This window comes from Klebsiella sp. 4_1_44FAA (assembly GCF_000238715.1).
Classification (GTDB): Bacteria; Pseudomonadota; Gammaproteobacteria; order Enterobacterales; family Enterobacteriaceae; genus Klebsiella; species Klebsiella pneumoniae.
The window spans coordinates 202,964-227,599 of record NZ_JH414805.1; the positions used below are offsets into that span (position 1 = coordinate 202,964).

Annotated in this window: 23 protein-coding genes and 4 pseudogenes; 26 read left to right on the plus strand and 1 reads right to left on the minus strand. The window is 49.0% G+C overall.

What is annotated here, in order from left to right; all coding sequences use genetic code 11:
* The 20 genes and pseudogenes from HMPREF1024_RS0127430 to HMPREF1024_RS29290 form a co-directional block, all read left to right on the plus strand.
* Positions 1 to 330: pseudogene (locus HMPREF1024_RS0127430) on the plus strand (IS5/IS1182 family transposase); the annotation flags it as partial.
* 75 nt (positions 331 to 405) lie between these two features.
* On the plus strand, positions 406 to 2,808 hold the full coding sequence (locus HMPREF1024_RS04345; protein WP_009309565.1) for a glycoside hydrolase family 104 protein: 2,403 nt from the start codon (positions 406 to 408) through the stop codon (positions 2,806 to 2,808).
* Positions 2,805 to 3,248: a hypothetical protein gene (locus tag HMPREF1024_RS04340; protein WP_009309566.1), complete on the plus strand. Its 444-nt coding sequence runs from the start codon at positions 2,805 to 2,807 to the stop codon at positions 3,246 to 3,248. Before HMPREF1024_RS04345 ends, HMPREF1024_RS04340 begins: the two co-directional genes overlap by 4 nt.
* 160 nt (positions 3,249 to 3,408) lie before the next feature.
* The gene (locus HMPREF1024_RS29280; RefSeq protein WP_071886200.1) at positions 3,409 to 3,789 is read left to right on the plus strand and encodes a DUF4087 domain-containing protein; all 381 of its coding nucleotides are present in this window, start codon (positions 3,409 to 3,411) and stop codon (positions 3,787 to 3,789) included.
* A 221-nt stretch (positions 3,790 to 4,010) separates the two neighbouring features.
* On the plus strand, positions 4,011 to 4,259 hold the full coding sequence (locus tag HMPREF1024_RS32190; RefSeq protein ID WP_349815818.1) for a hypothetical protein: 249 nt from the start codon (positions 4,011 to 4,013) through the stop codon (positions 4,257 to 4,259).
* Between the two features lies 1 nt (position 4,260).
* Complete coding sequence (locus HMPREF1024_RS30825) at positions 4,261 to 4,689, plus strand: hypothetical protein (protein ID WP_123618670.1); 429 nt, start codon at positions 4,261 to 4,263, stop codon at positions 4,687 to 4,689.
* A 114-nt stretch (positions 4,690 to 4,803) separates the two neighbouring features.
* Complete coding sequence (locus HMPREF1024_RS04335; RefSeq protein WP_223175366.1) at positions 4,804 to 5,205, plus strand: lysozyme inhibitor LprI family protein; 402 nt, start codon at positions 4,804 to 4,806, stop codon at positions 5,203 to 5,205.
* Positions 5,206 to 5,267: 62 nt separating this feature from the next.
* Positions 5,268 to 5,531 carry a PAAR domain-containing protein gene (locus HMPREF1024_RS04330; RefSeq protein WP_009309568.1) on the plus strand — a complete coding sequence of 88 codons (264 nt, stop codon included), beginning with the start codon at positions 5,268 to 5,270 and terminating at the stop codon, positions 5,529 to 5,531.
* Positions 5,532 to 5,533: 2 nt separating this feature from the next.
* Entirely contained in the window at positions 5,534 to 6,742 is a 1,209-nt protein-coding gene (locus HMPREF1024_RS04325) for a membrane protein (RefSeq protein ID WP_009309569.1), read from the plus strand.
* Positions 6,735 to 10,106, plus strand: a complete 3,372-nt coding sequence (locus HMPREF1024_RS04320) for an ImcF-related family protein (RefSeq protein WP_009309570.1) — start codon at positions 6,735 to 6,737, stop codon at positions 10,104 to 10,106. Before HMPREF1024_RS04325 ends, HMPREF1024_RS04320 begins: the two co-directional genes overlap by 8 nt.
* Positions 10,107 to 10,108: 2 nt before the next feature.
* Positions 10,109 to 10,258 (plus strand): hypothetical protein, encoded by a 150-nt coding sequence (locus HMPREF1024_RS31455; RefSeq protein WP_009309572.1) that lies wholly within the window; start codon positions 10,109 to 10,111, stop codon positions 10,256 to 10,258.
* Between the two features lie 339 nt (positions 10,259 to 10,597).
* Positions 10,598 to 12,205 (plus strand): annotated as a pseudogene (tssA, locus tag HMPREF1024_RS0127440) (type VI secretion system protein TssA).
* A gap of 28 nt (positions 12,206 to 12,233) precedes the next feature.
* Positions 12,234 to 13,085: a lysozyme inhibitor LprI family protein gene (locus tag HMPREF1024_RS04315; RefSeq protein ID WP_009309579.1), complete on the plus strand. Its 852-nt coding sequence runs from the start codon at positions 12,234 to 12,236 to the stop codon at positions 13,083 to 13,085.
* Complete coding sequence (locus tag HMPREF1024_RS29285) at positions 13,082 to 13,486, plus strand: hypothetical protein (RefSeq protein WP_223371704.1); 405 nt, start codon at positions 13,082 to 13,084, stop codon at positions 13,484 to 13,486. Before HMPREF1024_RS04315 ends, HMPREF1024_RS29285 begins: the two co-directional genes overlap by 4 nt.
* 34 nt (positions 13,487 to 13,520) lie before the next feature.
* On the plus strand, positions 13,521 to 15,290 hold the full coding sequence (gene tssF / locus HMPREF1024_RS04310) for a type VI secretion system baseplate subunit TssF (protein ID WP_009309580.1): 1,770 nt from the start codon (positions 13,521 to 13,523) through the stop codon (positions 15,288 to 15,290).
* Positions 15,254 to 16,336, plus strand: a complete 1,083-nt coding sequence (tssG, locus tag HMPREF1024_RS04305) for a type VI secretion system baseplate subunit TssG (RefSeq protein WP_009309581.1) — start codon at positions 15,254 to 15,256, stop codon at positions 16,334 to 16,336. Before tssF ends, tssG begins: the two co-directional genes overlap by 37 nt.
* Before the next feature lie 33 nt (positions 16,337 to 16,369).
* Positions 16,370 to 16,894 carry a type VI secretion system lipoprotein TssJ gene (gene tssJ / locus HMPREF1024_RS04300; RefSeq protein WP_009309582.1) on the plus strand — a complete coding sequence of 175 codons (525 nt, stop codon included), beginning with the start codon at positions 16,370 to 16,372 and terminating at the stop codon, positions 16,892 to 16,894.
* Between the two features lie 4 nt (positions 16,895 to 16,898).
* Complete coding sequence (locus HMPREF1024_RS04295) at positions 16,899 to 19,361, plus strand: type VI secretion system Vgr family protein (protein ID WP_009309583.1); 2,463 nt, start codon at positions 16,899 to 16,901, stop codon at positions 19,359 to 19,361.
* A gap of 4 nt (positions 19,362 to 19,365) precedes the next feature.
* Positions 19,366 to 20,349, plus strand: coding sequence for a DUF6402 family protein (locus HMPREF1024_RS04290; RefSeq protein ID WP_009309584.1), 984 nt, complete (start codon positions 19,366 to 19,368; stop codon positions 20,347 to 20,349).
* A gap of 76 nt (positions 20,350 to 20,425) precedes the next feature.
* Positions 20,426 to 20,725: a hypothetical protein gene (locus tag HMPREF1024_RS29290; RefSeq protein ID WP_223347231.1), complete on the plus strand. Its 300-nt coding sequence runs from the start codon at positions 20,426 to 20,428 to the stop codon at positions 20,723 to 20,725.
* Here HMPREF1024_RS29290 and HMPREF1024_RS31570 read toward each other — a convergent pair.
* Complete coding sequence (locus tag HMPREF1024_RS31570) at positions 20,722 to 20,871, minus strand: hypothetical protein (protein WP_009309585.1); 150 nt, start codon at positions 20,869 to 20,871, stop codon at positions 20,722 to 20,724. The genes HMPREF1024_RS29290 and HMPREF1024_RS31570 overlap by 4 nt on opposite strands.
* 168 nt (positions 20,872 to 21,039) lie before the next feature.
* Between HMPREF1024_RS31570 and HMPREF1024_RS04285 the strand changes: the two genes are divergently transcribed.
* The 6 genes and pseudogenes from HMPREF1024_RS04285 to HMPREF1024_RS31835 form a co-directional block, all read left to right on the plus strand.
* Positions 21,040 to 21,873, plus strand: coding sequence for a DUF6402 family protein (locus tag HMPREF1024_RS04285; protein ID WP_009309586.1), 834 nt, complete (start codon positions 21,040 to 21,042; stop codon positions 21,871 to 21,873).
* Between the two features lie 32 nt (positions 21,874 to 21,905).
* Positions 21,906 to 22,274: a DUF6201 family protein gene (locus tag HMPREF1024_RS0127445; protein ID WP_032451420.1), complete on the plus strand. Its 369-nt coding sequence runs from the start codon at positions 21,906 to 21,908 to the stop codon at positions 22,272 to 22,274.
* Between the two features lie 102 nt (positions 22,275 to 22,376).
* Complete coding sequence (gene tssE / locus HMPREF1024_RS04280; RefSeq protein WP_009309587.1) at positions 22,377 to 22,874, plus strand: type VI secretion system baseplate subunit TssE; 498 nt, start codon at positions 22,377 to 22,379, stop codon at positions 22,872 to 22,874.
* A pseudogene (locus tag HMPREF1024_RS31830) lies at positions 22,804 to 22,983 on the plus strand (type VI secretion system lipoprotein TssJ); the annotation flags it as partial. The gene tssE and the pseudogene HMPREF1024_RS31830, both read left to right, overlap by 71 nt.
* A gap of 284 nt (positions 22,984 to 23,267) precedes the next feature.
* Complete coding sequence (locus HMPREF1024_RS29300; protein WP_071888321.1) at positions 23,268 to 23,666, plus strand: hypothetical protein; 399 nt, start codon at positions 23,268 to 23,270, stop codon at positions 23,664 to 23,666.
* A 189-nt stretch (positions 23,667 to 23,855) separates the two neighbouring features.
* Positions 23,856 to 24,636, plus strand: a pseudogene (locus HMPREF1024_RS31835) (GIY-YIG nuclease family protein); the annotation flags it as partial.

Sequence of the window (24,636 nt, forward strand, 5' to 3'; positions counted from 1 at the left end):
CTCTGTCACGATGAACTGCGACCGCAAAAAAATACAGCGCGCTTATTCCTCCCCGAAAACGGAGCAGGTTACTGGCCCGGTGAGTACGCAGACCGCAACCGTGCCGTTGCTAATCAGCGGCTGAGCGGAAGCAATGCACGGTGGAAATGGACAACGGAATATAACCGTCGCTCGATAGCGGAAACGGCAATGTACAGAATGAAGCAGTTGTTGGGAGATTCACTGACGCTGCGTGACTACGATGGTCAGGTATCGGAAGCTATGGCCATGGTGCGTGCGTTGAACAGGATGACAAAGGCCGGGATGCCAGAAAGCGTGCGTATTGCCTGAAAATCCAGCCAGCTACAGGGTCGTTCGCACGAAATCTTATTTATTCAACAAAGCCCACACCATGTGCATGGTCATATGGCGATGTTTAATGGTACACACTGGGTATCTGATTTTGTCCAGGAAAGGGGGTTCTATCCTGCCCAGATATATCGTGATCAAAACATACCCTATACACTTTATCGTTATGGCGATAATACCACATCAGAGCAGAACGCCACGGCTACCCAAAAAGGAAAAATTAAAATTGTCTGGCCGATCCCTTCTAATAACCGGGGAAGTGAGTTCAATAATCAGGAAGAGATCCTCTCTCATGTCGGGGGGGAATCCACCGGGCAGTATATGATTGGCCGTAGCGGGATGTGGCATGGCGGGATCCATATCACGGAAGCAACGACCCCGTGGTGTGCTCTGAGTGGCAAGTCTCCTCTTGAAGCATTAGATTTCCCAGTTCCCTTTAAAGGTGAGCAGGCTGTGCGATGCATGGCTGATGGAGAAGTCGTTGCTTATCGTGTCTGCAAGGATTATCTGACGATTGCATGGGAATCCGGCCCACTGAGCTTTTCCGGTTCGTTTGTTCTGGTTAAACACTTTATTCAACCGGGGGAGAAGGAATCCAGCGGGCTGTATTTCTATACCCTGTATATGCACCTGGCTCCCTATTCAGCCTATAGTGTCAATCAGGCGGAAACCAAGTGGACAGTCCAGGATACGCTTTCTGCCTACGATCCAGAATGGGTCATGACCGCCAGTACCAACAATAAAAGTATCAGTGAAAGCTATCGCAAGGGTACGATCCCAAAAGGATCTATTGTTGAGTGGGATAAAACAGACAGCAGCCTCCATACCGTTGCATTTAATAAGCGAGAGTATGGCCTTGTTACTTTTGTTAGCCTCTCAGAACAGGCGTTGAAAAAGGGCAAGAAAACATCCCTGAAACCAGGGCAGCAATACTGGATGCTTGTGGACAAAAACAACCTGTCTCCTGGCACTGATGGGGTGGTACAGCCTTCCTGGTGGCAGAAACTCATGCCGCCAGCAAAAGAAGCGATGAAATTTGACCAGGTAGTATGCCCGACTCCCTTTGTTATCAGTGCAGGTGACCCTGTTGGTCACATGGGATATTACCAGGCACCTAAGGATGGCGGATATGAAGCGCGATACCAGGTTCATATCGAATGCACGAGTATGGATGATAATCTGGAAACGTTCCTGACCAACCCTGAGCAGGTGGGAGAAAAGAACCCACTCTGGCTGAAGTACGCTCCGGGCCTAGCGTTGTACAAAAAAGATGTTGCAACAGGAACATTCACAAAGGATACAAAGGTAACAACCAGGGCGGGGATCCTTCCACTGAGTCAAATGCAAACAGAAGTCGATAAGTCGACCAAACAGGAATACTGGCAGCTGCGACCAGAAAATGCTTACGTCCCTAAAGGCCAGGCGGAACCTCAACTTTTGTCGCAGTATGATCTGGCAAAGCTGGGCTTCAGAACTGAAACCGCAGAACCAGCCAGCTTTGATTACCTGGATGGAAAAAACCAGCCCACTGGATTCTTCCGTAACCTCATCGATTCGCTCTACCAGGCCGCGATAGATGATACACGAACCAGTCATGCTCTCGTGAAGCATAATTACCAGCGCCTGCTGGATAAAATTGACAGCGGAAGCGACCGCTATTCTCCAATGGAGTACTGGAGAGCACTTCACAATCCCGACTATCGTGACGTTATTCAGAAAACAATTGTAAAACATCCAAGCGACTGGTACTTCAAAAAAGGCGATGCTATCTGGCAACCATTCCTCAATGCGCTGAAAAAAGATGCCCCGGAGTGGAAGAAATATAGCGAAGATTTTATCGATAAAATGGCATGGATGCAGGATGTTACATCCGAAAAACTAGGGCCTTCATTGTGGCATATGCACCCCTTAAAATTTTTAGCCTCTCTAATTCAGACTAATGTAAATATTAGAATACTTCGTTTACGTGCATTTCTACGAATGATCCGCATTGGTGAGGGGACCATTCAGGAAGACGGATACAGAACGATGTTTACTGGTGCAAAATTTACAGATTTTAGTAAACACCCCAATACCAGACATGAAGCTAATGGTGTTGTTTCGACTGCTGCTGGAGCTTATCAATTTTTATACGGGACATGGAGAAATCTGCAACGTAGATATTCTTTCTCAGATTTCAGTCAGAGTAATCAAGACCTCGGTTGTATAGCGCTCATTGCAGGTCGAAAAGCATTAGACGCAGTAATGCAGGACAAGATTAGCGAAGCAATACATTTATGTCGTATTGAGTGGGCCAGTTTACCTGGTTCACCACATGGTCAACCAACTGCAAATAAAAAAATGATCATGGAAAAATATGAAGTCTACTTAGCTGAAGAAAAGCTAGGTAAAACAAGTTTACACGCCACTTCAGAAGAAATGACGAAATTTATTGAAGATAATTATCCGGAGTATTTATGAAAAAAATCATTTTCCTTCTACTAATTCCAGCATTTTGTAATGCAAACACTCCTACTGTTTTCAAATCTTCTTGCGGTGGTATTCAATACAGTATCGAATCATTTTGTAGTGTAAATAACCTTAAGGGTGACCAGGATAAACTTGACATACCAATTTGCAGCAAGCAAATTTTTGCCCTTGGTAAGGAAAACCATGATCTATCAAAGTTTACAGGTCTTGTAGAACGCATTAACAGCAAAGACGAAAAAATAAAAATGATGAATTTCGTCTTCTACGGAGCCTCATGTAAAAATGACAGAATTATTTTATCCGGCGCAGGTGGTTGCAATTCATGTGGTGAAACGTTCAAGACATTTAATCTATCAGGGGAAGAAATAAATGAGAAATCTACCACGCTAGATTTGGAGCCTATGCAGGATATTATCCCCGAGCTTTATTAATCTGATAATCATTAATTTCAATAATGATTTAGTAAAACAGATTTATTGTCAGGCTCTATGGTTTTTGCTTTGATGGATTCAAAAATACAATGCTTCAGGTAGATGAAATCAAACATTCTGCGGAAAGTCTTTTAGAACAACTTAATGCAGGAGAGATATCTTGAACAAAAAAATAGCTTTGCTAGTTTTACTAATCGCCCCGTCATTATATGCTAAAGAAAATAGATGTGGATGGTTAGAAAATCCAACCCCAGGAAACTACTGGTTGACGGATAAAGATGGTGACTGGACAATTTCAACCCAAGGAAAAGAAGGACCAACGGGAATGGAATATTTAGTCGGCTTTCCTTCTAAAGAATTTATTAACACAAATAATAGTTACGGATATGGTTGTGGTTGCATACTATCTGAGGCATCAAAGGAATCAAAAGAAATAACAAGAATATTCAACTTCAAGGCACTCCCTCTTCGCGTATGCAAAACGGACCCATCACTTAGAGAAAAAACAGAAGAAATTGAAAATGTTATGAATGATAATTAGTATTGTTCACATGTGGATAAACTTTTTAGATTCTTACAAAAATCAGAGTTTTTTCATACAAAGAGCCTCAGCATTTCAAATCTTAAAATTATTAGCTGAAATTGGGGTTAAAGGATGAAGATTATATTATTCGCATTATTCATGAGTTTGCCAGTAATTTCATTTGCAAAATTACCACAAGTTTGCAATTCCTCGATGCAATCTCATCCAGATATGATCAATTGCATACAAACCAGCACAAAAAAACAGAGGACTCCATTAAAGAGATTATTACCAAATCTGGTAATGAGTATTCAATTGATATGGCGTTTTATAATAGTCAGCGGAATTCTATTTCTGAACGATGCAGCTTATATAACTCGATGGAAGGTCAACGCACAGATTTGATAGAAAACCAATGCGAATATGATGGTGTAGAGCAACTAAATGATTTTATTAAAACCTATATGAAGACGGTTGATAATTATTAAAATGAACATAAAACTCTCTTTGGTTATATTAATTTTAATGGCATCGGCAACATATGCTCAATGTTCTCAAGCCAAAGATGTTGATATGCTGGTAACGGCAAGTAAGCTGAAAAACTCTGGCTTTGTCGATGGGCAAACAGGTCGCGTTACTACTGACTTATATGGTGACGGTAAAAAAGATATCATCGAGTATACGTTTCTGAGTTCAACACCACCAAGCACTTGTGATCAATCGGACCGTATGTCTAATCTCGATAATTCTCCTACTTTAACATTCGAAATCACAATGCATGATGGAAAATCAATAGATGCAGCATATATGTGTACATCCATTGGAATATCAAAAAAATCACACAAAGGGCTAAAAGATATTTTTTGCGGACCTAAATATATCTTGCGATGGAATGGTGACGAGTATGATACAGAATAAATATTCAAAAGCATTTACATGCCATTGAGTCCTGAATGGGTCTTTTCAATTGTAGAACCAGGCACTTATAGGTAAGTTAAATTAGTAGTGCCTCCACTGGATTATTCAAATAAAATGAAGATTAAGAACAAAACACTGACTTTACTTCTAATACTCCCTTGTATTTCACATGCTGCACTAAACGACTATTCCAGGATTGAAACTGATTGTCGCAAAATGAATCAAGATATAAATAACTCTGTTGTAATGGGTTGTGTCGACCAGGCATCAGACGCCGCAAAGAAAGACATGAACATTGTTTACCAGAAAATATACAAAATCATTAAAGCGCGTGGAATACCTGACATTACAAGTAAATTCGAGACGGCACAAAAAAACTGGATTGCTTCACGTGAAAATTGGTGGGATGTTCAAGGACTTATAATCGGTTCGCCAATGTACAGCGTATGCCGTATGGACATGAATATTTCAAGAGTGAATGAGTTAAATGACTTACTGGAGCAGATTCAGAATTAATATGTCTGGAGACTAGTTACTTTAACCTAATGATAATTATTAACTCGCAGAGGTCCTTATTAATGCTTCAGATTATCCGCAAAGGCGATAAAACCACTCACGGCGGCTCGGTCCTGACCGCTTCCGAAACGATGAAATTCGGTGGTATCGGTGTTGCCCGTAAAGGCGACAAAGTGTCCTGCCCGGTTCCGGGACATGGCCCTACAACTATCATAGAAGGCAATTCTGATTATCTTGATCATGGTATCCCGGTTGCCTTTCACGGTCACAAATGTGCCTGTGGTTGCACATTGATCAGTTCATTTGCCGCTGCAAAGGTTGCCTGATTATGCCCGTCTGGCTGGATGCCATCCCTGAAAAGGCTCCTAAGGCAGCGCGTCCCGGCACCGGCCGTTGGCTGCTCTTCCTCGCGTTTGTCATGCTGGGGGGCATAGCGCTCACGCTATGGTGCTGGACGTCAGAGCGAACCGGCTTTGTCTTCTGGTTCACCGCGCTGGGCCTCCCGTTTTGCACCTGGGGGCTTATTTTCGGCTTACGCCGGTTTGCCTACAAAGCCGAACAGGTAGGGGCCGAGTCCCGTAATGTCGAGCGAGAAGCGCTTATTGACAGTGAAATTCTGCGCGGTCAGCGCTGTGCATGGATCCTCGGTACGCACATCCAGGCTCCGGCCGGAAACAAAGCCGATGACCTGCTGAAGGCAATGAAAGTCGCAGCTCCCGTTATCGACTTCTCTTGCCCACGAGGATGTGACAAACCGGTCAGATACGCGGCATTACCAGAATATCAGACAGATTTAACGAAGGCCCTGAAAGCAGTGGTTAATAAACTGACCACGCGTGTAGAGGGGATAGTTAAGCCGCTTCCGCCCGAGCTGCCATGCTGGCTGATGCTGGACTGTGATAACGATCTGTATCCCCTGATTGAAGAGCAGCTTAAAGCCGAGCTCTCACTCAAGACGGGCAGGATTTTTCGTCTGATGGCCGGAAACGGGCTGGGGGCGTTTGATGCCTGGCTGGACAAGCGATGGGACACCCCGGGCGTTCTGGTTGCCATCACGCTGTCGTTACCGGCGTCTCCCCGGGAAGAAGATGCTGATGCTGTATCAATGGTGGTATTGAGCAACCGCAAAGCCAATGCCTGGCCGGATGCGCTCCGCCTCCATCGCCCCGAAAGGGGAACAGAAACAACGCTCACAAAGACGCTCACCCGGGCGCTGCTCTGGTCGAAGACCCTGCCCAATGAACTCAAAGGAAGCTGGATCTCCGGTCCCACATTGACGTCGGGCAGCGGCTGGAATAATGCCTGCGAAGAGAGCGAAGTGGAATTTAGTCTTTCAGAAGACAATTCCAGTATCGATCCCGTGCTGGGATATACCGGCCATGCTGCTCCATGGCTGGCCATCACGCTTGCTAATGCTGACGTTGAACAACGAGGCCCCCAAGTTATCGCCGCACAACCCGACGCTGATAAGGACGACATCTGGATCGCTGTCATCACCAAAGAAGAAGTTCGCAAGGAAACGCCTAAGAATGACTAAGGTAAAAGTCAAAACACTCATCGGCTCTGTTGTCACTGTCGCTTTTTTTATGACGGTCATCGTGGCATTTTTGTTATATGCCTTTCCGGAAAACGTAGCTTCGGCCACGGGATTCGGTCCCTATGACGGCCAGCGCATACTCACATTCTGCGCCATACTGGTTGCCGCGTTGTTTTTACTCGGCTGGCTGACAGAGAAGGCTTTTGACATCGCCGGTAAATCCGGATTGTATTTCCACTGGGGACAGAAAAAGTCTCAGATTACCGCTCCGGTGACGAACACCATCGCCAGTGAAGACGACGACGAACAACCTGTCTTCAGCGAAGAGGCGGTGTCCGAGCACCTGCGGTTTCGCTATGGGCGCCGCTGGCAGCGTAAGGTGCGACTCCTGCTGGTGATGGGTAATCCGGATGACGTCCAGAAAGCGGCCCCGGGCCTGTGTCATGACCTCTGGCAGGAAGGCGACGGCAATGTGCTGATTTATGGCGGTGATGCGCAGTCACTTCCGGATAAGATCTTCCTTTCAAAACTGAAGCGTCTGCGATCTGGCCAGCCGGTTGATGGCATCATTCAGGTGATGAGTACCTCAGCCCTCCCGACGGATAGCGAACGGGATGCCTTCTTGCGTTGCCGCCAGAAAGCCGACCACCTGTTAGGCTGGCAGGCGCCTGTCTGGCTGTGGCTGACTGATAAGGCAGCGGGTGCTCAGCAGGACGCGGAAACGGCTGCGACAGGGGTCATCTTCGGGCCGGAAGGCACCGTAAAAGAGGCTGGTAAGGCATTGACTACGCTGTCTCAGCACCTTCAAAAAGCCGGTATGGCGCAGATACTGAGTAATCCGGCGCATGATGGCCTGCTGCAGTTATCCTCCCGCCTGAGACATGAACTAAAAACCAGTCTGACCGTTTTGCTCAGCGGACTGATGCAGGGATCTGCGGCCTGGCGTTTACGCGGTGTCATGTTCAGTCCTGAACCGGCTGTTGCCGGAACGGTGCCGAACACGCGCCTCGACACGCCGACCTGGAAAGCCGTCATTGATGACAGCGATGCCGTCAGAGGCAGGAAACTGGGCTTCAACTGGCTGAAGATGCTGCGGTTAATCCTGCTTTCCCTGATAGTCCTGTGGGGGGCCGGTACACTGCTGTCCCTCGTCGTTAACCGTACCCAGATTTATCAGGCGCAGGAGACGGCCAGGCAGGCAGCGGATACTGCAAAACCACTGGCTGAACGCCTGCACAACCAGCTCGTACTACAGCAAGCCATTGCCCGTCTGCAACATCGCGAAGCGACCGGCGCTCCATGGTACACCCGCTTTGGTCTTAATCAGGACAGCGACACGCTGGCTGCACTCTGGCCGCTGTATGCGAAAAACAACGTACAGCTGATGAGGGATGCCACAGCAGACCATCTCAAGCAGCAGCTGAATGCCTTTGTGCAACTTCCTCCTGCCAGTGATGCCCGTACGCAGGGCACACAGCATACCTGGGACGTGCTCAAAAGTTATCTGATGCTGGCCCGTCCGGACAAAGCAGACGCAAGCTGGCTGGCAAAAAACGTGCTGACGGCCTGGCCGAAACGCCAGAATGTGCCGGATGGCACATGGCAGGACCTGGCACCAAAACTACTGGGTTTTTATGCGCAGAACCTCCCGTCTCATCCGGAATGGAAAATTAAGCCTGACGCTGAATTAATCAGCACGGTCCGTCAGATCCTGCTCAAGCAGATTGGCCAGCGTAACGCTGAGTCCGGGTTGTACCAGGACATGCTTAAGCGCGTGGCCAGCAACTGGCCTGATTTAACGCTTGCCGATATGACCGGCGATACCGATGCCTCAACGGTATTCAGCACTGACGAAGTCGTCCCGGGTATGTTTACGCGCCAGGCCTGGGAAGAGCAGGTACAGGATGCAATTAACGAGGTCGTTAAGACACGACGTGATGAAATCGACTGGGTCCTGACGGATAAAACGCACCAGGCAGGAAGTGATATCTCCCCGGAGGCGCTGAAGGCCCGCCTGACAGAACGGTATTTTACCGATTTTGGTAATGCCTGGCTGAACATGGTCAACAGCATTCAGTGGCAGGAAGCCACGTCTCTTTCTGAAGCAATTGCCCAGCTCAGTCTGATCGGCGATGTCCGTCAGTCTCCGCTTGTGGCCTTAATGAATACGCTGGCCTGGCAGGGAAAAACAGGAGAGAAGGGTGAGGCACTGGCTGATTCGATAGTGGATTCAGCGAAAAAACTGGTTGGTCGGAAAAAATATACCCGACAGTTCATTGAGCAGGCGCAGGGGCCGAAAGGTCCACTGGAGGACGTTTTTGGACCACTGACGGGATTTATGGAAGGTAAAGAGGGCACTGGTAGCAACGGTAACCTCAGTTTCCAGTCCTGGCTGGCCCGCGTTACCCAGGTGCGGCTGAAGCTTCAGCAGGTCACCAGCGCCCCGGATCCGCAAGCGATGTCGCAGATGCTGGCACAGACCGTATTCCAGGGTAAAGCCATCGACCTGACGGACACCCGCGATTACGGCAGTCTGGTTGCGGCAAGCCTGGGGCAGGAGTGGAACGGATTTGGTCAGTCGTTGTTTGTGCAACCGCTGGATCTGGCCTGGCGGCAGGTCCTTGCCCCGGCAGCGGGTAGTCTCAATACCCGCTGGCAATCGACCATTGTCGAACAGTGGAATAAGGCCTTTGCGGGGCGGTATCCGTTTAAGGCCACCGGCAGCGATGCCTCCCTGCCGTTACTGGCTCAGTTCCTGCGTAGCGACTCGGGTCGAATTACTAACTTCCTGAAAACTAATCTTGGCGGGATCCTCCACCAGGAGGGAAATCGCTGGGTCGTTGATCCTTCCGCAAGTCAGGGGATGGTTGTCAGTCCGGATTTCCTCCGGGCGATTAATCAGCTGGCAGAGCTGTCTGATATCGTGTTCTCTCAGGGCGATGCAGGTATTCACTTCGAACTGATGGCGCGTCCTTCAAAGGATGTTGCCAGAGTGCAATTGACCCTCGATGAGCAGAACCTGGACTACTTCAATCAGATGGAAAGCTGGCAAAGCTTCACCTGGCCGGGGAATAGCTACTATCCAGGCGTATCGTTGAGCTGGCGTAGTGTAAACAGTGGTATGCAACTCTACGCCAGTCACCAGGGTAACTGGGGCTTCATTCGCCTGCTGGACAAAGCCCGGCTCACTCCTCTTGATGCCAGCCGGACGCAACTGGTATGGATCACCCCGGATGGCAATCCTCTGAAGTTTGTGATGCGTAGCGAACTCGGCAGTGGTCCTCTTGAATTACTGAAGTTGCAGGGGTTCACGCTGCCCAACGCTATTTTTAATGTTGCCGCTGGCGCAGAAGCGATCCAGTAACGATGGGCGCATTGTTCACCCTTGCCGCTTCTGTCTCCACGGCCATCAGTCAGCAGGAGGAGGGGATCCATGGATTCTGGAACGCGGTCCTGCCGGTGCTGTTCTGGCCCTGCTTTGAGAACAGTGAATGGGGCAAGCAGGGAAACCTGTGAGACCCGAACCCAGACGTGTCGGAAAGCATCAACGCCTCATCCACCCTGACAAGCCTGTGCAGATTTTTGTCGGCGCCCGGGCCGGTTCCGCGCTCAGGCAGGTACCGCGAGCGCCGGAAGCCAGTACATCAGGGGACAGTCCCTCCACACCCCATCGGAGCCTGCGCCCCATGTCAGAAAAGCCCACTGGCAAAGCGACTGGAAGGGCAAACCTACTCAGGGGGAGGAGAAAAGTATGCTGCTGAAATGGAAGCCACCGCAAATCGTCAATGGTAAGGACGACGATTCTCTGGAAGCGACCATGAGGTTTATGAAAGAGACTAACAAACGGGAAAAAGAATGAGTTCACCGGAAGATCTGTTAACCGCCTGCGCCGCCAGCCAGGAAGAAAGGCAGCGCCTCACCTCCCGGGCAAATGATGCCCTGTCGCTCTGGGATAACTGGCTGCATCCGTTCACCTCCGGGTCTGAAACCGGGGACGATCCCGCATACGATGATAATTTTCAGCTGATGCGTGAAGAGATCAATAAGCTTTCAGGTACCGATTCAGCGTTGTTGTGCGAACTGGCCCGGAAGTGTCTTTGCGAATGCGCCAAAGACATTCGTGTCGTGACCTGGTACGTGCAGACCCGACTCAGCCGCGACGGTGAAAAAGGGTTGGCCGAAGGTTTACTACTGCTTGTCGCGATGCTGACTCGCTACGGGCAGGCATGTCATCCCCAGCGTCCCGTAGCCCGTAAAGCTGCGCTGGAGTGGCTGAACAGTGCAAAAGTGATTGATGCACTGCTGTTATGGCCTGAGGTAGACCGCAATGATGCTGGTCTGACGGCTGGCGCTATAAGCCTGCTTGCATCCACAGTGGCAGACTGGCCGGAAGCCGAGAAACCGTCTTTTGCAGGCCTTTGTACCGCTCTTGAAAACCGCCTGGCACGTTCGGGTGGCATGGAAGTGCTGGTCCCCCAGAACAGCAGTGCTCAGGAGCAGGGGCATGAACCAGCCCATTCGGATTCACCGCAACTGTCAGCCGTGAAATCTGGCCGCGATTTACTCGACAAGGCAAAGTTACTTTCCCGCTGGCTGAGCGAACAATCTCAGGGTTGGCTGGCTTCTCACCGGCTGATTAAGACCGTGCGGTGGGATACAGTCGATCAGATCCCCCCTCTCGACAGTAGCGGCCGCACCCGCCTGGTACCGCCGAAACCCGAGTATCGCGCTCAACTTAAGCGGCTCTATATTTAGAAAAACTGGACCGAACTGGTTGAGCAGGCCAGCCAGATGTATTGCGAAGGGGTCAACCATTTCTGGCTCGATCTTCAGTGGTATCTCTGGCAGGGGCTCAGCCATGCCGGTTACCCCTGGGATACCTGGACAGACTCCGTCCTGTTCGATCTGCGGCTGCTGCTTAAACGCCTCCCGGGCCTTGAAGGGCTGGCATGGAATGACGGTACCCCCTTTGCTGACGAAGTCACCACCGCCTGGATTGCGGAAAAAGTGAATGAAGAAGGCCTGATATACGACAATGAACTCGCTACCGTCGTTAATGGTCAAGCTGATGATGTGCTGCTCCTTGAGTCGGAAGCCATGGAAAAGGGCGACACGGATGGTCCCGAAGCGGCGCTTACCTGGCTCCAGTCCCGACCGGGGATAGACACACCACGCCATCGCTGGCTGATACGCCTGCTAATGGCCCGGGTGGCAGAGCAATATGGACGAAACGATATGGCGCTTCATCTGCTTGGCGAACTAACTACCTGTGCGCCACAGCTGACGCTGGGAGACTGGGAACCCGATCTGTTGTTTGAAGTCCAGGCCCGCCGACTGAAGCTGTTACGTATGAAAGCTGGTCGCAGCGAATCTGATAAAGCCCGTTTGATGCCTGAGATGGAGTCCTTACTTGCCGGACTTATTGCCATTGACCCGGCCCGTGCCATGGTGCTTTGCCAGTAACATTGAATAGAAACAAACAAGGATTATTATGCGTTATCGCTTTATTGCCCTGGCTTTATGCCTTCTTTCTGGCAGCAAGGTTGCCATATCTGCGGGATTTGATTGTTCCCTTGCAAATTTATCACCGACAGAAAAAACGATATGTAGCAATGAGTATTTATCAGGGCTTGACAGTGCTCTTAACAATTTTTTCAAACAGGCCTATGACAGTTCTTTAAGCCATGGACGTCTGGCTGAGCGTCAAAAAGAATGGCTAAAAGAAAGAAACAGTTGCCAGGGTGATGTTACCTGTATTACCAATAGCTATTTAATTCGCAATCGAAGTTTAACTGCAAGCAACAAGCTCCAAAATGTCAATGATATTTTCAACCGCGAAGGTGACAAACTGGATGAAATGCTGGATGGTCCAATTAAGACCAGGTCCGGATTTACAATAACCGACTCACCATGGCTTGTAAAAAAAATCTTTTCATCTGATAGTTTTGAAAGCGGAATTAATCTTGAAGGTATGCATGTATCGTCAGTACTGACATATCAGGAAATTAAAGATGATTTGTACATTTATATTTCTGTTAGCGGACGGTATCAAGGTAAAAAAATTACACTTCTCGTAGAGCTTGTGGACGATCAAAACCCTCGCATCATTCAACAATATGATGGTTATTTAAATATAATATCCCGCACCAGAGATGCTCAAGGAAACGCGTTAGCCTACTTTGCTGTTGGGAATGATTTACATAAAGAATATCATTATTTGTTTATATCTCCGGATGGGGGGAAAAGCATTTCAGACATTTCCTCCGAGCAAGCAGATGCACTGACAAAAAAACAACACCATGGACTGGTTATTGTGGCAGTTCAGAGTGCAATGCTTCATTGATATCGCCTGATAGCAAATGGCGACTGGCTTCAAGTGATGGTAACGTTAAAGACCCAGATGAAGGTATGTATGTATTTCCAGTCAACCGTCCGGACCAGGGGTTGAATGTTTTTGCAGACAAGGCTGATAATTCAATCACTGACGATGCTTTTGGATATACCCGGCAATATGTATGGGGAGATGATAGCAATACATTTTACTTTGACAATAGTGGAGCATTAGGTTGTATCTGGAAAACCGATATTGATAAAAAAACAACAAAACGGATCATCCCCGTAGAAGGTATTCTGGACCCATTTTATATAAAATATGATGGAGAAGACCTGATTCTTTCCGTTTATTCATATTCTTATCAAGATGATTTCAAATCAGAAATATACATTGCAAAAGAACCTAATTAAATAAAAATTCAATAAATCGGGATTTAAAATTTGTATGGATGATTTAACCCTGCGCTATTACGAAGCAGAGATGCGCTACCTGCGTGAAGCCGGTAAAGAGTTTGCCCGGGCTCATCCGGATCGTGCAGCGATGCTTAATCTGGATAAACCCGGCGCCCGCGATCCTTATGTGGAACGCCTGTTCGAAGGCTTTGCCTTCCTGATGGGCCGTTTGCGTGAAAAGCTGGATGATGATCTGCCGGAACTGACTGAAGGGCTGGTGAGTCTGCTGTGGCCGCACTATATGCAGACTATCCCGTCGCTGGCCATCGTCGAGTTCTCGCCTGACTGGCATAGTCTGCGTCAGGCCGAAATGCTGGCGGAAGGCTTTTCCGTTCTGTCACGTCCTGTCGGGCCGCATAAAACCGCCTGTCAGTACCGGACGACCCGCGATGTGCCGCTACAACCGCTGCACCTTGCGGACGCCAGCCTGCACACGGAAACCGATGGCCGCTCTGCTATCCGCCTGCGCTTCGAATGCCCTGAAAAAGTGGACTGGCGTAAAGCCGGGATCGACAAGGTCGCCATATTCCTCAACGCAGAGAGTCCGGTTAGCTCTGCGCTGCATCTGGCAATGACCCGGCGTGTACATGCCATGTATGCGCGTCATGCCGGGACGCATACTGAACGTCATCAGTTTGATGGCTGGTGCAAACCCATGGGCTTTGACGACAATGACGGCCTGTGGAAGAAAGCCGATACCGCCTTCAGTGGTTACCAGCTGCTGCTGGAGTATTTCAGCTTCCGTCCGAAGTTTATGTTTGTTGAGCTGCGCGGTCTCGACACCATCGGGCTCACTGCGGCCAGCACCTGGTTTGAAATCGACATTGTGCTCAGTGAAGCATGGTCATCCGATCTGCCTTTTGAGACAGAAAACTTCCGGCTGCACTGTGCGCCGGTCATCAATCTCTTTACCCTGGAAGCCGACCCGCTGACGCTTAACCCGCTGGAAAACGAATACCTGCTCAGGCCGCTGCGTCTTCAGGATGGACACACCGAGATTTACAGCGTCGATAACATCCATGGTGCGGTGAAGAATGGTAAACACCCCTATGTGCCGTTCACCAGCTTCCGGCACCGGGGCGGTATGATGCGCCACGATGCCCCTGAGCGTTATTTCCATACCCGCGTGAAACGCGGTCCCTCTGGCCTGTATGACACCTGGTTAATTCTCGGGGGCCGCTCGTTCGAACTGGAGCAGCTGTCCGATAAACCGGAGTCCCTCTCGATGCGAATAACCGGTACCAACGGTCAGCTTCCACGTAAGGCACTGGAAAGTACCCTGCTGGACAGGGTGGTCAAAACAGGCAAAGTGCCCGTCAGAGTACTGAACGTCACAGCACCGACGATGCCACTATATCCCCCGGCAAACGATCGTTTTCACTGGCGGGTGATGAGCCACCTCGGCTCAAACTTTCTCAGCATGATGGACAATCCGGAGGTACTGCGGGGCACGCTGGCGCTGTATGACTGGACCGACGATGAAATGAACCGCCGTCGGCTTGAAGCAATCGTCGCCGTGAAGCACACCCTGATCCGTCGTTTTGAGAAGGGTTTTATGCTCCGGGGCGTGGACATTGAGGTCACGCTGAATATGGACAATTTTTCAGGCGAGGGCGACGTGAATCTCTTCGGGGAAATGCTGCACCGGTTCTTCGCGCTCTATGCCGATATTCACCTCTTTAACCAGCTCACGCTGGTGCTGCAACCGACAGGAAAACGACTGAGATGGCGCGAGAATCACAGCCAGCACGTACCGGGCTGACGCTGGCCCTTAACAAGGATATCTGGCGGGCCAATTTTTATCGTTTCTGCCAGCTACTGGAACAGGAAAATCCGGACGTTCCTAAACTGGGCACCACCAGCCATCCGGGCGACGATCCGGTACGATTCAGACCCTGGCCTGGTATGGGTTTCCCGGTCAGTACCCTGAAAGCAGTGGAGACTGACGAAGACCATCCGACATTACCCCCAACGGTTCGCACGACATTTCTAGGGGTGTATGGCGTGGACTCGCCTCTGCCGACGTCCTGGCTGGACGATATTGCGCAGCGCCGCGAAGGACACGAGGCGGTTACCTCATTCCTGGACATTTTCAGCCACCGGATCACCACTCAGTATTACCGGATCTGGCGAAAATACGCGTATCCGGCGACCTTCGAGGCCGGTGGCCGTGATGCCACATCACAGTGTCTGCTGGGACTGGTGGGACTCGGTATACCAGGCACAGCGGAACGGGTGGCAACGCCGGTTTCCCGTTTTCTGGCCCTGCTGGGCACCATGCGATTACCCACCCGTAATGCCGAAGGTATCCGGGCCCTGGTGAGCCTGTTGGCACCGAATACCCGGGCAATTATCACCGAACCCGATCCGGTTAAGGTCCATATTGATAACCGCAGTGGGCTGGGTACCGGAAACCGCATCCGTCTTTCGCAGCGGGCCACGCTGGGTAAAACGGCCAGGGAAGCATGCAGTCGGGTACTGGTGACGCTGGAAACGGAAGATCCGGGCGAAGCGGAAGGCTGGTTACCCGGTGCTGTCCTCCATACCGATTTGCTGGTCCTGCTGCGCGTCTATCTTGGCTACCGCAGTGACGCCCGACTGCGCCTCACGGTACCCGTGCGGTTATTGCCTGAGCCTCGCGTTGGCAAAGGCAGGCGTATTCAGCTGGGCCGAACCGGTTTGCTGGGGCTGAAAGCAGGAAAACTCAGCAATAACAGGGAGAGTCTGACTGTCAGCCTGGGCTGCTATGAAGGGTTGCAATGCTCTGTTTTACCTCCTGCTGAAGACGGGCATTACCGCTTCGACTAATCACGTATTCCCTCTCAATAAAGGAACTTTTGAATGGCAACAGTAACCCGCCGGAGGGCGCTGACGCTTATTGCCTGCGGTCTACTCGCAGGCTGCGGCCTGACGCAGACCGTCACGGACGGTACGGTCAGCATCACGAAATCCATCTTCTACAAAAAAATTAAAACGCTGCATCTGGATTTTACCCCGCGCACGGCCATTAACGCCGATGGCGCACAGACGCCGCTGGCAACCATGGTGCGGGTTTATCAGCTCAGGGATCGTAAAGCGGTTGATGCCGCCGATTACCAGACGCTGCTGCGCAGGGCCGATACGGTACTTAAGGACGACGTCCTGGCATCAAAAGAGCTGCTGGTGATGCCCAATGGCAGCGTGACGCTCAATATGCCCATGGATGAGGACGCTCAGTTCGTGGCGGTGGTGGGGCTGTTTAACCGGCCGGATCAGAAGGACAACCGCTGGCGTCTGGTACTGACCCGTGACGACCTCGACCCGGACAACCCCCGCACGATTGAACTGGGTGATGGCTGGCTTGGCCTTGTGCCGGTAAAGGAGTGATGTGATGGATAACTGGCTGGCGCTTTTTGACGGACAGACCCGATATTTTCTGGATATCAATGACAGTTCAGTGAAGCCGGATATTCTGCGCTTTCGCGGCAGCGAAGCCCTGAGCGAGCCCTTCCGGTGGGACATTGAGTTTACCTCCCCGCAGGCGGACATTCCACCGGAACAGGTGCTGATGAAATATGCCACCTTCCGGATGCGTGGCGGCAAAAATGTCCACGGCATGGTGACCCGCCTGGAATGGCTGTCCACATCAAAAGACCAGTCGCACTACCGGCTCACGCTCAGCTCCCGCCTGGCGCTCCTCGGGTACACCCGGCAGTGCGCCGTATTTCAGAACCAGTCCGTCCCGGAGGTGGTGGAGCAGGTGCTGCGCAAACATGGCCTGCAAGGACCTGATTTTGACTTCCGGCTGGAGCGCACCTACCCGCCGCGTGAAATTATCACCCAGTGGCGGGAAACGGATTTGCAGTTTATCCGGCGCATTCTGTCTGAGGTGGGGATTTACTGGCGTACGGAGATGGATGACACCCGTGAGCTGGATACGTACATTTTTGCCGACAGCCAGCTGAACTACCGGTTTGATGTGCGTCTGCCCTACAGCGAACCATCGGGCCTATTTGACGGCGCGGCAGAATCGGTCTGGGATGTGCGGACCTGGCACAACATCGCCACCGGCACCGTCACCACGCGGGATTACAACTACCGCACCGCCACCACGCCGATGGATGCAACGGTCAGCGTGCGCAGTGATGCGGTCACCACCGGGGAGCATTACCGCTACGCAGCGCCTTACCGTGAGGCGGGTGACGATGCCAGCCCGGAGCCGGAAACCGAATCCGGCGCGTTCTACGCCCGTCTTCATCACGAGCGGGAGCTGAATAAATCAGCCCGTATTCATCTGTTCAGCAACGCTGCTCATCTCACACCCGGACAGGTGCTGGAGCCGCAGGGCGATGTCATTACGGCCCTGGAGGAAGGCGTCGTCCTCACCCTGGTGACCTACCGGGGGGGCCGTGATTCCCGTCTGCACGTGTCGGTATGGGGCCTGCCTTACACCGAACGTTACTGTTTCCGCCCGGCGGAAATCCCGCGTCCGGAAATTCACGGCACGCTTCCGGCGCGGATTGAGAGCCGGGAAAAGAACGATATCTACGCTCACCTGGACGGGCAGGGGCGCTACCGGGTGAAGCCGGACTTCGACCGGGAGGGGACGGAGCCGGGTTACGGCTACCTGTGGCTGCGGATGGCGAAGCCTTATGCCGGTGAAACACTCGGCTGGCATACGCCGCTGATTGATGGAACTGAGGTGGCGATAGCATTCAGCAATGGTGATATTGACCTGCCGTACATCGCCAGTGCGCTGCATGACTCGGAACATCCTGACCACGTAAACCGGGACAATCACACCCGCAACGTACTGCGTACACCGGCGAACAACAAGCTGCGGATGGAAGACAGGCGTGGTGAGGAGCACATCAAGCTCGCCACGGAATACGGCAGGACGCAGCTCAACAGCGGGCACCTGGTGGACAGCCAGGGACAACATCGTGGCCAGGGTGCCGAACTGCGCACCGATGAGTGGGGCACAATCCGTGCCGGTAAGGGGCTGTTTGTCAGCGCGGATGCGCAGGCAAAGGCGCAGGGTGAGGCGCTGGACAGGAATGCCGCGCTGAAGGAAATCGACCGGCTTAACCAGCAACTGCAGCAGCTGGAAATGGCGGCAGAGCAGGCGCAGGCGCTGAAGGCGGATGTTGACAGTCAGATAGCGATGTTTGAGCAGCGGCTGAAACCGCTCAATGAGGCGCTGCTGATTTCCGCTCCGGAAGGGATGGCGCTGACCAGCGGGGAGCACCTGCAGATGACGGCCACGAAAAATGTCGCCATTAATGCCGGGGGCGATATCAGTGCCGGTGTCATGGGCAATATGACCGCACTGGTCGGGGAGAAGCTTGGGCTCTTTGCCCGGACCGGACAGCTGAGCGTCAAATCCGGGGAGGGGCCAGTGGAGGTGCAGGCGCAGAATGCCAGCCTGCGGCTGTTTGCGGAGAAGAAGCTGACGCTGAGTTCAGCAAATGATATTTCGTTTGCCGGAAAAAAACGTATCACGCTAATTGGTGGTGGCAGTTACCTGAAACTTGAAGCCGGGAAGGTCGAGTATGGTACGACGGCGACGTATATACGGAAGGTGAAAAGGACGATGGCGGCGGGAAGTAATTCTCAGGCACCAGAACTCCCATTTTTACCAGGGCTTGGTGATGTTTTTCGAAGGAGTTTTGTTCTTGTAGATGATAGAACCCAAGAGCCAATATCAAATATTAGATATGAATTGACCTCACCTACAGGTTCGGTCGTTAGAGGGATTTCATGCGAGAAGGGCTTCACAAGTTTCGTGAGTCACCCTGATGAGGCTGAAGTAGAATTAAATATTTTAAAACAAGATTCATTATTTATAGGGTGATTTTGTGGAAACTGTAAAGATAAAATCAAAGTTAACAAGTCAAAATGAAAACAAACAAACGGTTCCGGTCAGAATCTTCAAAATAACTGACATCCCGGATGTGATGGAGAGGAAAGGTTGGACGGTGTCAGCACGTTTCATGCGGAAATGGTTCTATGATCCATTTTACGAGATGACACCAAAAGAGAAACAAAATAAAGTTGATATGAATACTGTAGACAAAAATCATATCATTGAAGATTTGGATTTTGATTGGTTATTAACTTCATCTTTACGAATCAAACCAATTTACGATACATTTGTGAAACAAGTATCGAGTGTTATTGAGTATAATGACTATCTAGGGAGAAAAAAACAAATATCACAACAGTTATCTAATGGTCTTTGTTATATCATTAACAGATTGGATGAATCAGGTCTTTTTATTAGCGACGAAATAAAGGACTGTTATTTGAATTATGGCAATTTGTCAGCAATAGAACTTGATAAAACAAGTCAGTTTAACTTTATAAAAATTGGTAGTACATTGTGGGAAAAAGCAACAGATACCCTAGATGATGTGTATGGTGCTCTTGGGTCTTTTATAATCAAAATTGCGTTTACAGATCTTAATGTCACGAGAGATACTGATGGCTTCATGAGGTTAGAAATTAAAGAGCTTGGATTGTACGTTAGGGATACCTACGAGTTTGTGAATGATGGTGATGATCAACCGTTAGGCTATTGGGGGGAGAATGGTGTCATCAAACCAGGAGTAATAAGTGAGCTATTGCAAAAAGAATATATTGATGACGATGACTGCAGATACTTTAGAGTTACTAACTCATCTTTTGTGAGGTACCGTGAAAAATATAAGAACGAAAATAAAACCGGAGATTTTTTCGTATACTCGACGGTGAAAAAAATCCCTACGAACATTATCATTCATTTGAATAAGATAGATATGGAGGAATATATTTACTGGAAAGGGGTAAATATAAATGCATAGCTTTATAAAAAAAACATGCTGCTTCATGTTGATATCAGTTCTCTTCTTATGTGTTTTGCTAATGGTGGTTAAGATTATGGCTTATCAAAACGCAATAAAGAATGATTCTATATGGAGTCGAGATAATAAGTGTGAACTGACTACTTATATTCCTAACTATCGACCATATGGTGGTATCGGGAGAGTGTTGCGGTTATTTTCCAACCAATCTTTTTTTGTTGTATATGATGCTCATGGGAATAAAATAAAAAGTTCTGCATGGCATTTTTGGCAAGCTCAGTTCTCTGATTCGGTTGCACCAGAATGGCACGGGCAATATGCAATGTATCCCACAAGCGAAGGGTGGGCAGGATGGAAAATTCCAGAGTGTGGTTAACGTTTAAAATACCAATTCCCTCCGAAACTTGAGGCTAGGAAGGTCGAGTACGGCACGACGGCGATGTATATAAGCAGGGTGATGCGGACTTTGGCGGCATTACCAAATTTATCATGTGGTCCAAATACCGCATGTTTCAGGGTCATGGATTCCTTAACAGGATCTGAAGATATGGAGTTTGCATATCAAGTTCAGACATCTACAGGTACAGTGGAAGGAAGAACTGATTCAGCCCTGACGCATGTAGTAAATTCAGATACAGAAGAAAATATAAATCTGGACTATGTTTTCCAGATCAGAGCGGGGACAAAGTAATGGCGGTTTCATCAACGACCACCACAAAAGAGCGGGAGCATCAGGAAAAGAAGGTCAGTGTTGATTTCTTCCACATTGATATGATCCCGGATGCGATTGATAAAATGAAATGGCCTGTGGCTGCAAAGTTAATGAGGCATTGGTTTGATATCAAACCTTCATTTACATATACGGCGCAATCCAAAAAAAGTGCTCAAGATGCTGACCCGACAATATTACCCGAATCACAAATTAACTGTGACATAATTAAAATGTCTTGGGCAATTCAGAATGAACAGGTTAAAAATGGAATAAGCGAACTTTCCCGTATATGGAAAAGTGAAAAAGGCATTAAGCGGTTGAAGTTTCAATTGGGTAAGAAAGGCTCGCTTGTTGAAGAGGGTATTGCGTTGAGTTATTCTGAAAATATCAAGGAGCTTGATGCAAATGCCCAAGTCAACATCTTAATAATTGGTAGCAAGTTCGATACTGTGAATGAATGGTATGGTGCTATGGGGAACTCTACTTTGAAAGTATGCATTCGTGGAAAAACAAGTAAAAGTGGAAGTGAGAATATATTTACTGTCGATAAATTAGGGTGTTATCTCAAAGACACATATGATTTTGTTGACGAAGGCAAGACTCCAGAACCACTTGGCATTTGGAGTAAAAACAGAATATTAGATAAAACAGAATCAGCTTTATATATGTCAACTTATTTATCTGGCGTTTGGGGCGTATTGGCAAGAGATTTTACTGGTTTTGTTCTGGTTTTCAACGCGGACTTTAGAAAATGGCAGGCTAAGCATAACACTGGAGGTGATTTTATAGTGCTTTCAGATGTTTTATGGTAGGAGCCCTTACCAAAGGATAAGGTGATTATTTTATGATGAAGAGAGTTTCTAGGGTGTTATTTGTCGTGATATTAATGGTTGCATGGATCATTCTACCATCAACAATTATCCCTTCTTCATATACAAAAGTATTTGAGCTTAATAGTCCTGACAATAAATATAAAGTAATTGTTTACCATGGAGGGATAATATCCCCTATGTCACTTTATAAGTACTTAAAGGATGAGGATTATTTTTTCATTATTTACAATGCATCCGGCGAGGTGGTTTTTAAACCATCACCGTATTATGGCACTTCCAACATGGGAGCATATGACGGTATAGAATTCCAGTACGGTGATAGCCATTCTTTACTTTACCCAAGGCCAGAAGGCTATGATTCATACGAATTCACTAAGTGACAAAAATCCGTAAGCATTGAAATGGTTAGGGGCACCTCATGAACTTTTCAATATTAATTTAAAATAGTAATCAATCATTTTGGCAAGTTTCCTGAGATCAAAATGCCCGATAGAAAATCACCATCTTTATACGAAATTCTTACTGGCAACTTTACAGGTGATCTTCCCCTGGAAGTTGTAAACGAAGAAGATCAGGTCATTCTATCAGTACTGGATAACATCCAGTATATTTTGAACGCCCGGGCCGGTACCGTATCCCATCTATCAGATTATGGTTTGCCGGATATGACCAAAATTCTTCAAGGTATGCCCGGGACAGCCCACGAACTGATCGATACGCTGGCAGGTGTTCTGCTCAAGTATGAACCCCGTTTGCAGTCCCTTAATGTAACTTTACTCGAACAGCAAGTGCCCGGGGAGTTGCGCTACGCCATCGATGCGGAACTAAGAGGTATCGGACTTGTACGGTATGGCACCGAGTTTATGCCCGAAGGCAAAGTGCTGGTCAGGCATTTGAAACAGCAGCAACATCTGGAAAACCATCTGTTTATTCAACCCATTCACAGGCTGCGGCCTGACTCAGACCGTCACGGACGGTAAGGTCAGCATCACGAAATCCAGCTTCTACAGGAATATTAAAAAACTGCATCTGGATTTTACCCCGTGCACAGCCATTAACGCTGATGGATGCCAAAGTATTTGTGCGTCATGATGCGGTCACCACCGAAGTGGTGATGGCGTACAGCAACAGTAATATTGACCTGCCGTACATCGCGTATGCGCTGCACGACTCTCCGGCGTAATGGACATCCTGACCCTGTTAACTGGAATAACCATACTCGTAATGTCCTGCGTACGCCGGTCACCAATAAGCTTAAAACGTAAGGAGTGATAATTTATCTGCCAGTTAATCATTGCGTATTCTCTGGCGAAACAGTTAATACCTGACAGGTAACAGAACCCTAAATAACAACATACAACACGGATATGGAAATGAAAAAATTAATTCTTCTCTTGCTTTCAGGCATATTGTTGACCACTCAGGCTGACGCTGCTCGCGGAAGAAAGCCCTGCTCCGGTTCAAAAGGTGGGATAGCGCATTGTACATCCGATGGCCGGTTTGTCTGTAATGACGGAAGCCTAAGTCAATCAAAGCGATTTTGCTCTGGATATGGTGATTCTGTAACTCGCGAGCGGGTTAAACCTTCCATCCCTACCCGTAAAACGCAAACCAAAATGACGGCAACAGCGAAAAAGCAAGAGCCACAGCGCGTTTATGAAAACGATGAGCCGGTTAAAACACCACCCCGACAGCCCACGTGTGCGCCTCTTTATATGGCCAGTAAGCCTGGCTTCACCCATTTACCAATTTGTACCGGGAATCAGTATTAACAGGGAACGGAATATCATTTTTTCTGTTATTTCGGGTAAATCATCAAGATTAAAATAGAAAAGGAAGTAAATATGGCGCGAAGAAAAAAAGATGATAATGTTGCAACTCTCATTTTGATCATTATAGGAGCGATGGCCTGGGGGATTTATGTTGCGGTAAAGGCGTTAATCAATCTTAATGAGCGATTCATTGAATCCGTATCGAATCCGGCAGGCGTTATTGGTTTGTTTTTCGGGTTACTGATAGCCATTGCGCTGATAATACGAATTATTATTTATCGCGGCTTTAGAAAAAAAGCCACTGACCTGGCAAAAAAGGAGCAAGCCTTTGACGAAACCGTCAGTAGCGAAGTGGCTTGCAAGCTGTATCAGGAAAAACAACAGCTTGCCGTTCAGTGGACAGAATTTCACAATGCCAGAAATAAAGCCTCCCGTGCACTGCAGCGTATTGTGGATTCTGCGTATAAATTCAAAGTCAAAACACTACTTTCCGGCACCACGGTAAATAACTGGCAAAGCAAATACGACCAGCTCAGGAAGGAGAGAGACGCTTACGCGGCTATTAGCGAGAAAATCACCTTTCTGGAACTTGAAGATAACGCCGACTGGGAAGCTGTAAAGCAGCAGTTTCTGGATAAGGTCGCCCTGCTGGAAAAAGCGCAGGAAGAAAAAGAGTATCAGGCTGAGCTTAAGCGTCAGATTAGGGAAGAAAAACAGCGTCAGGATGAACTGGAACAGCAGCAGCGCGAAGCGGAAGAAGAGGAGCAACGCCTTGCTGAGCAGCAGCGTTTACTGGAGGAAGCTCTTCTCGCCGCTGAAGGCACACACCGGGAAGAGCTGGAAAGACAGCGTCTGGAGCTGGAGCAGAAAATCCAGGACGTACATCAGCAGTATGAACGCGCCAAATCCATGGCCCAGCTCACCAGGCAAGGATATGTGTATATCATTTCGAATATCGGCTCCTTCGGTG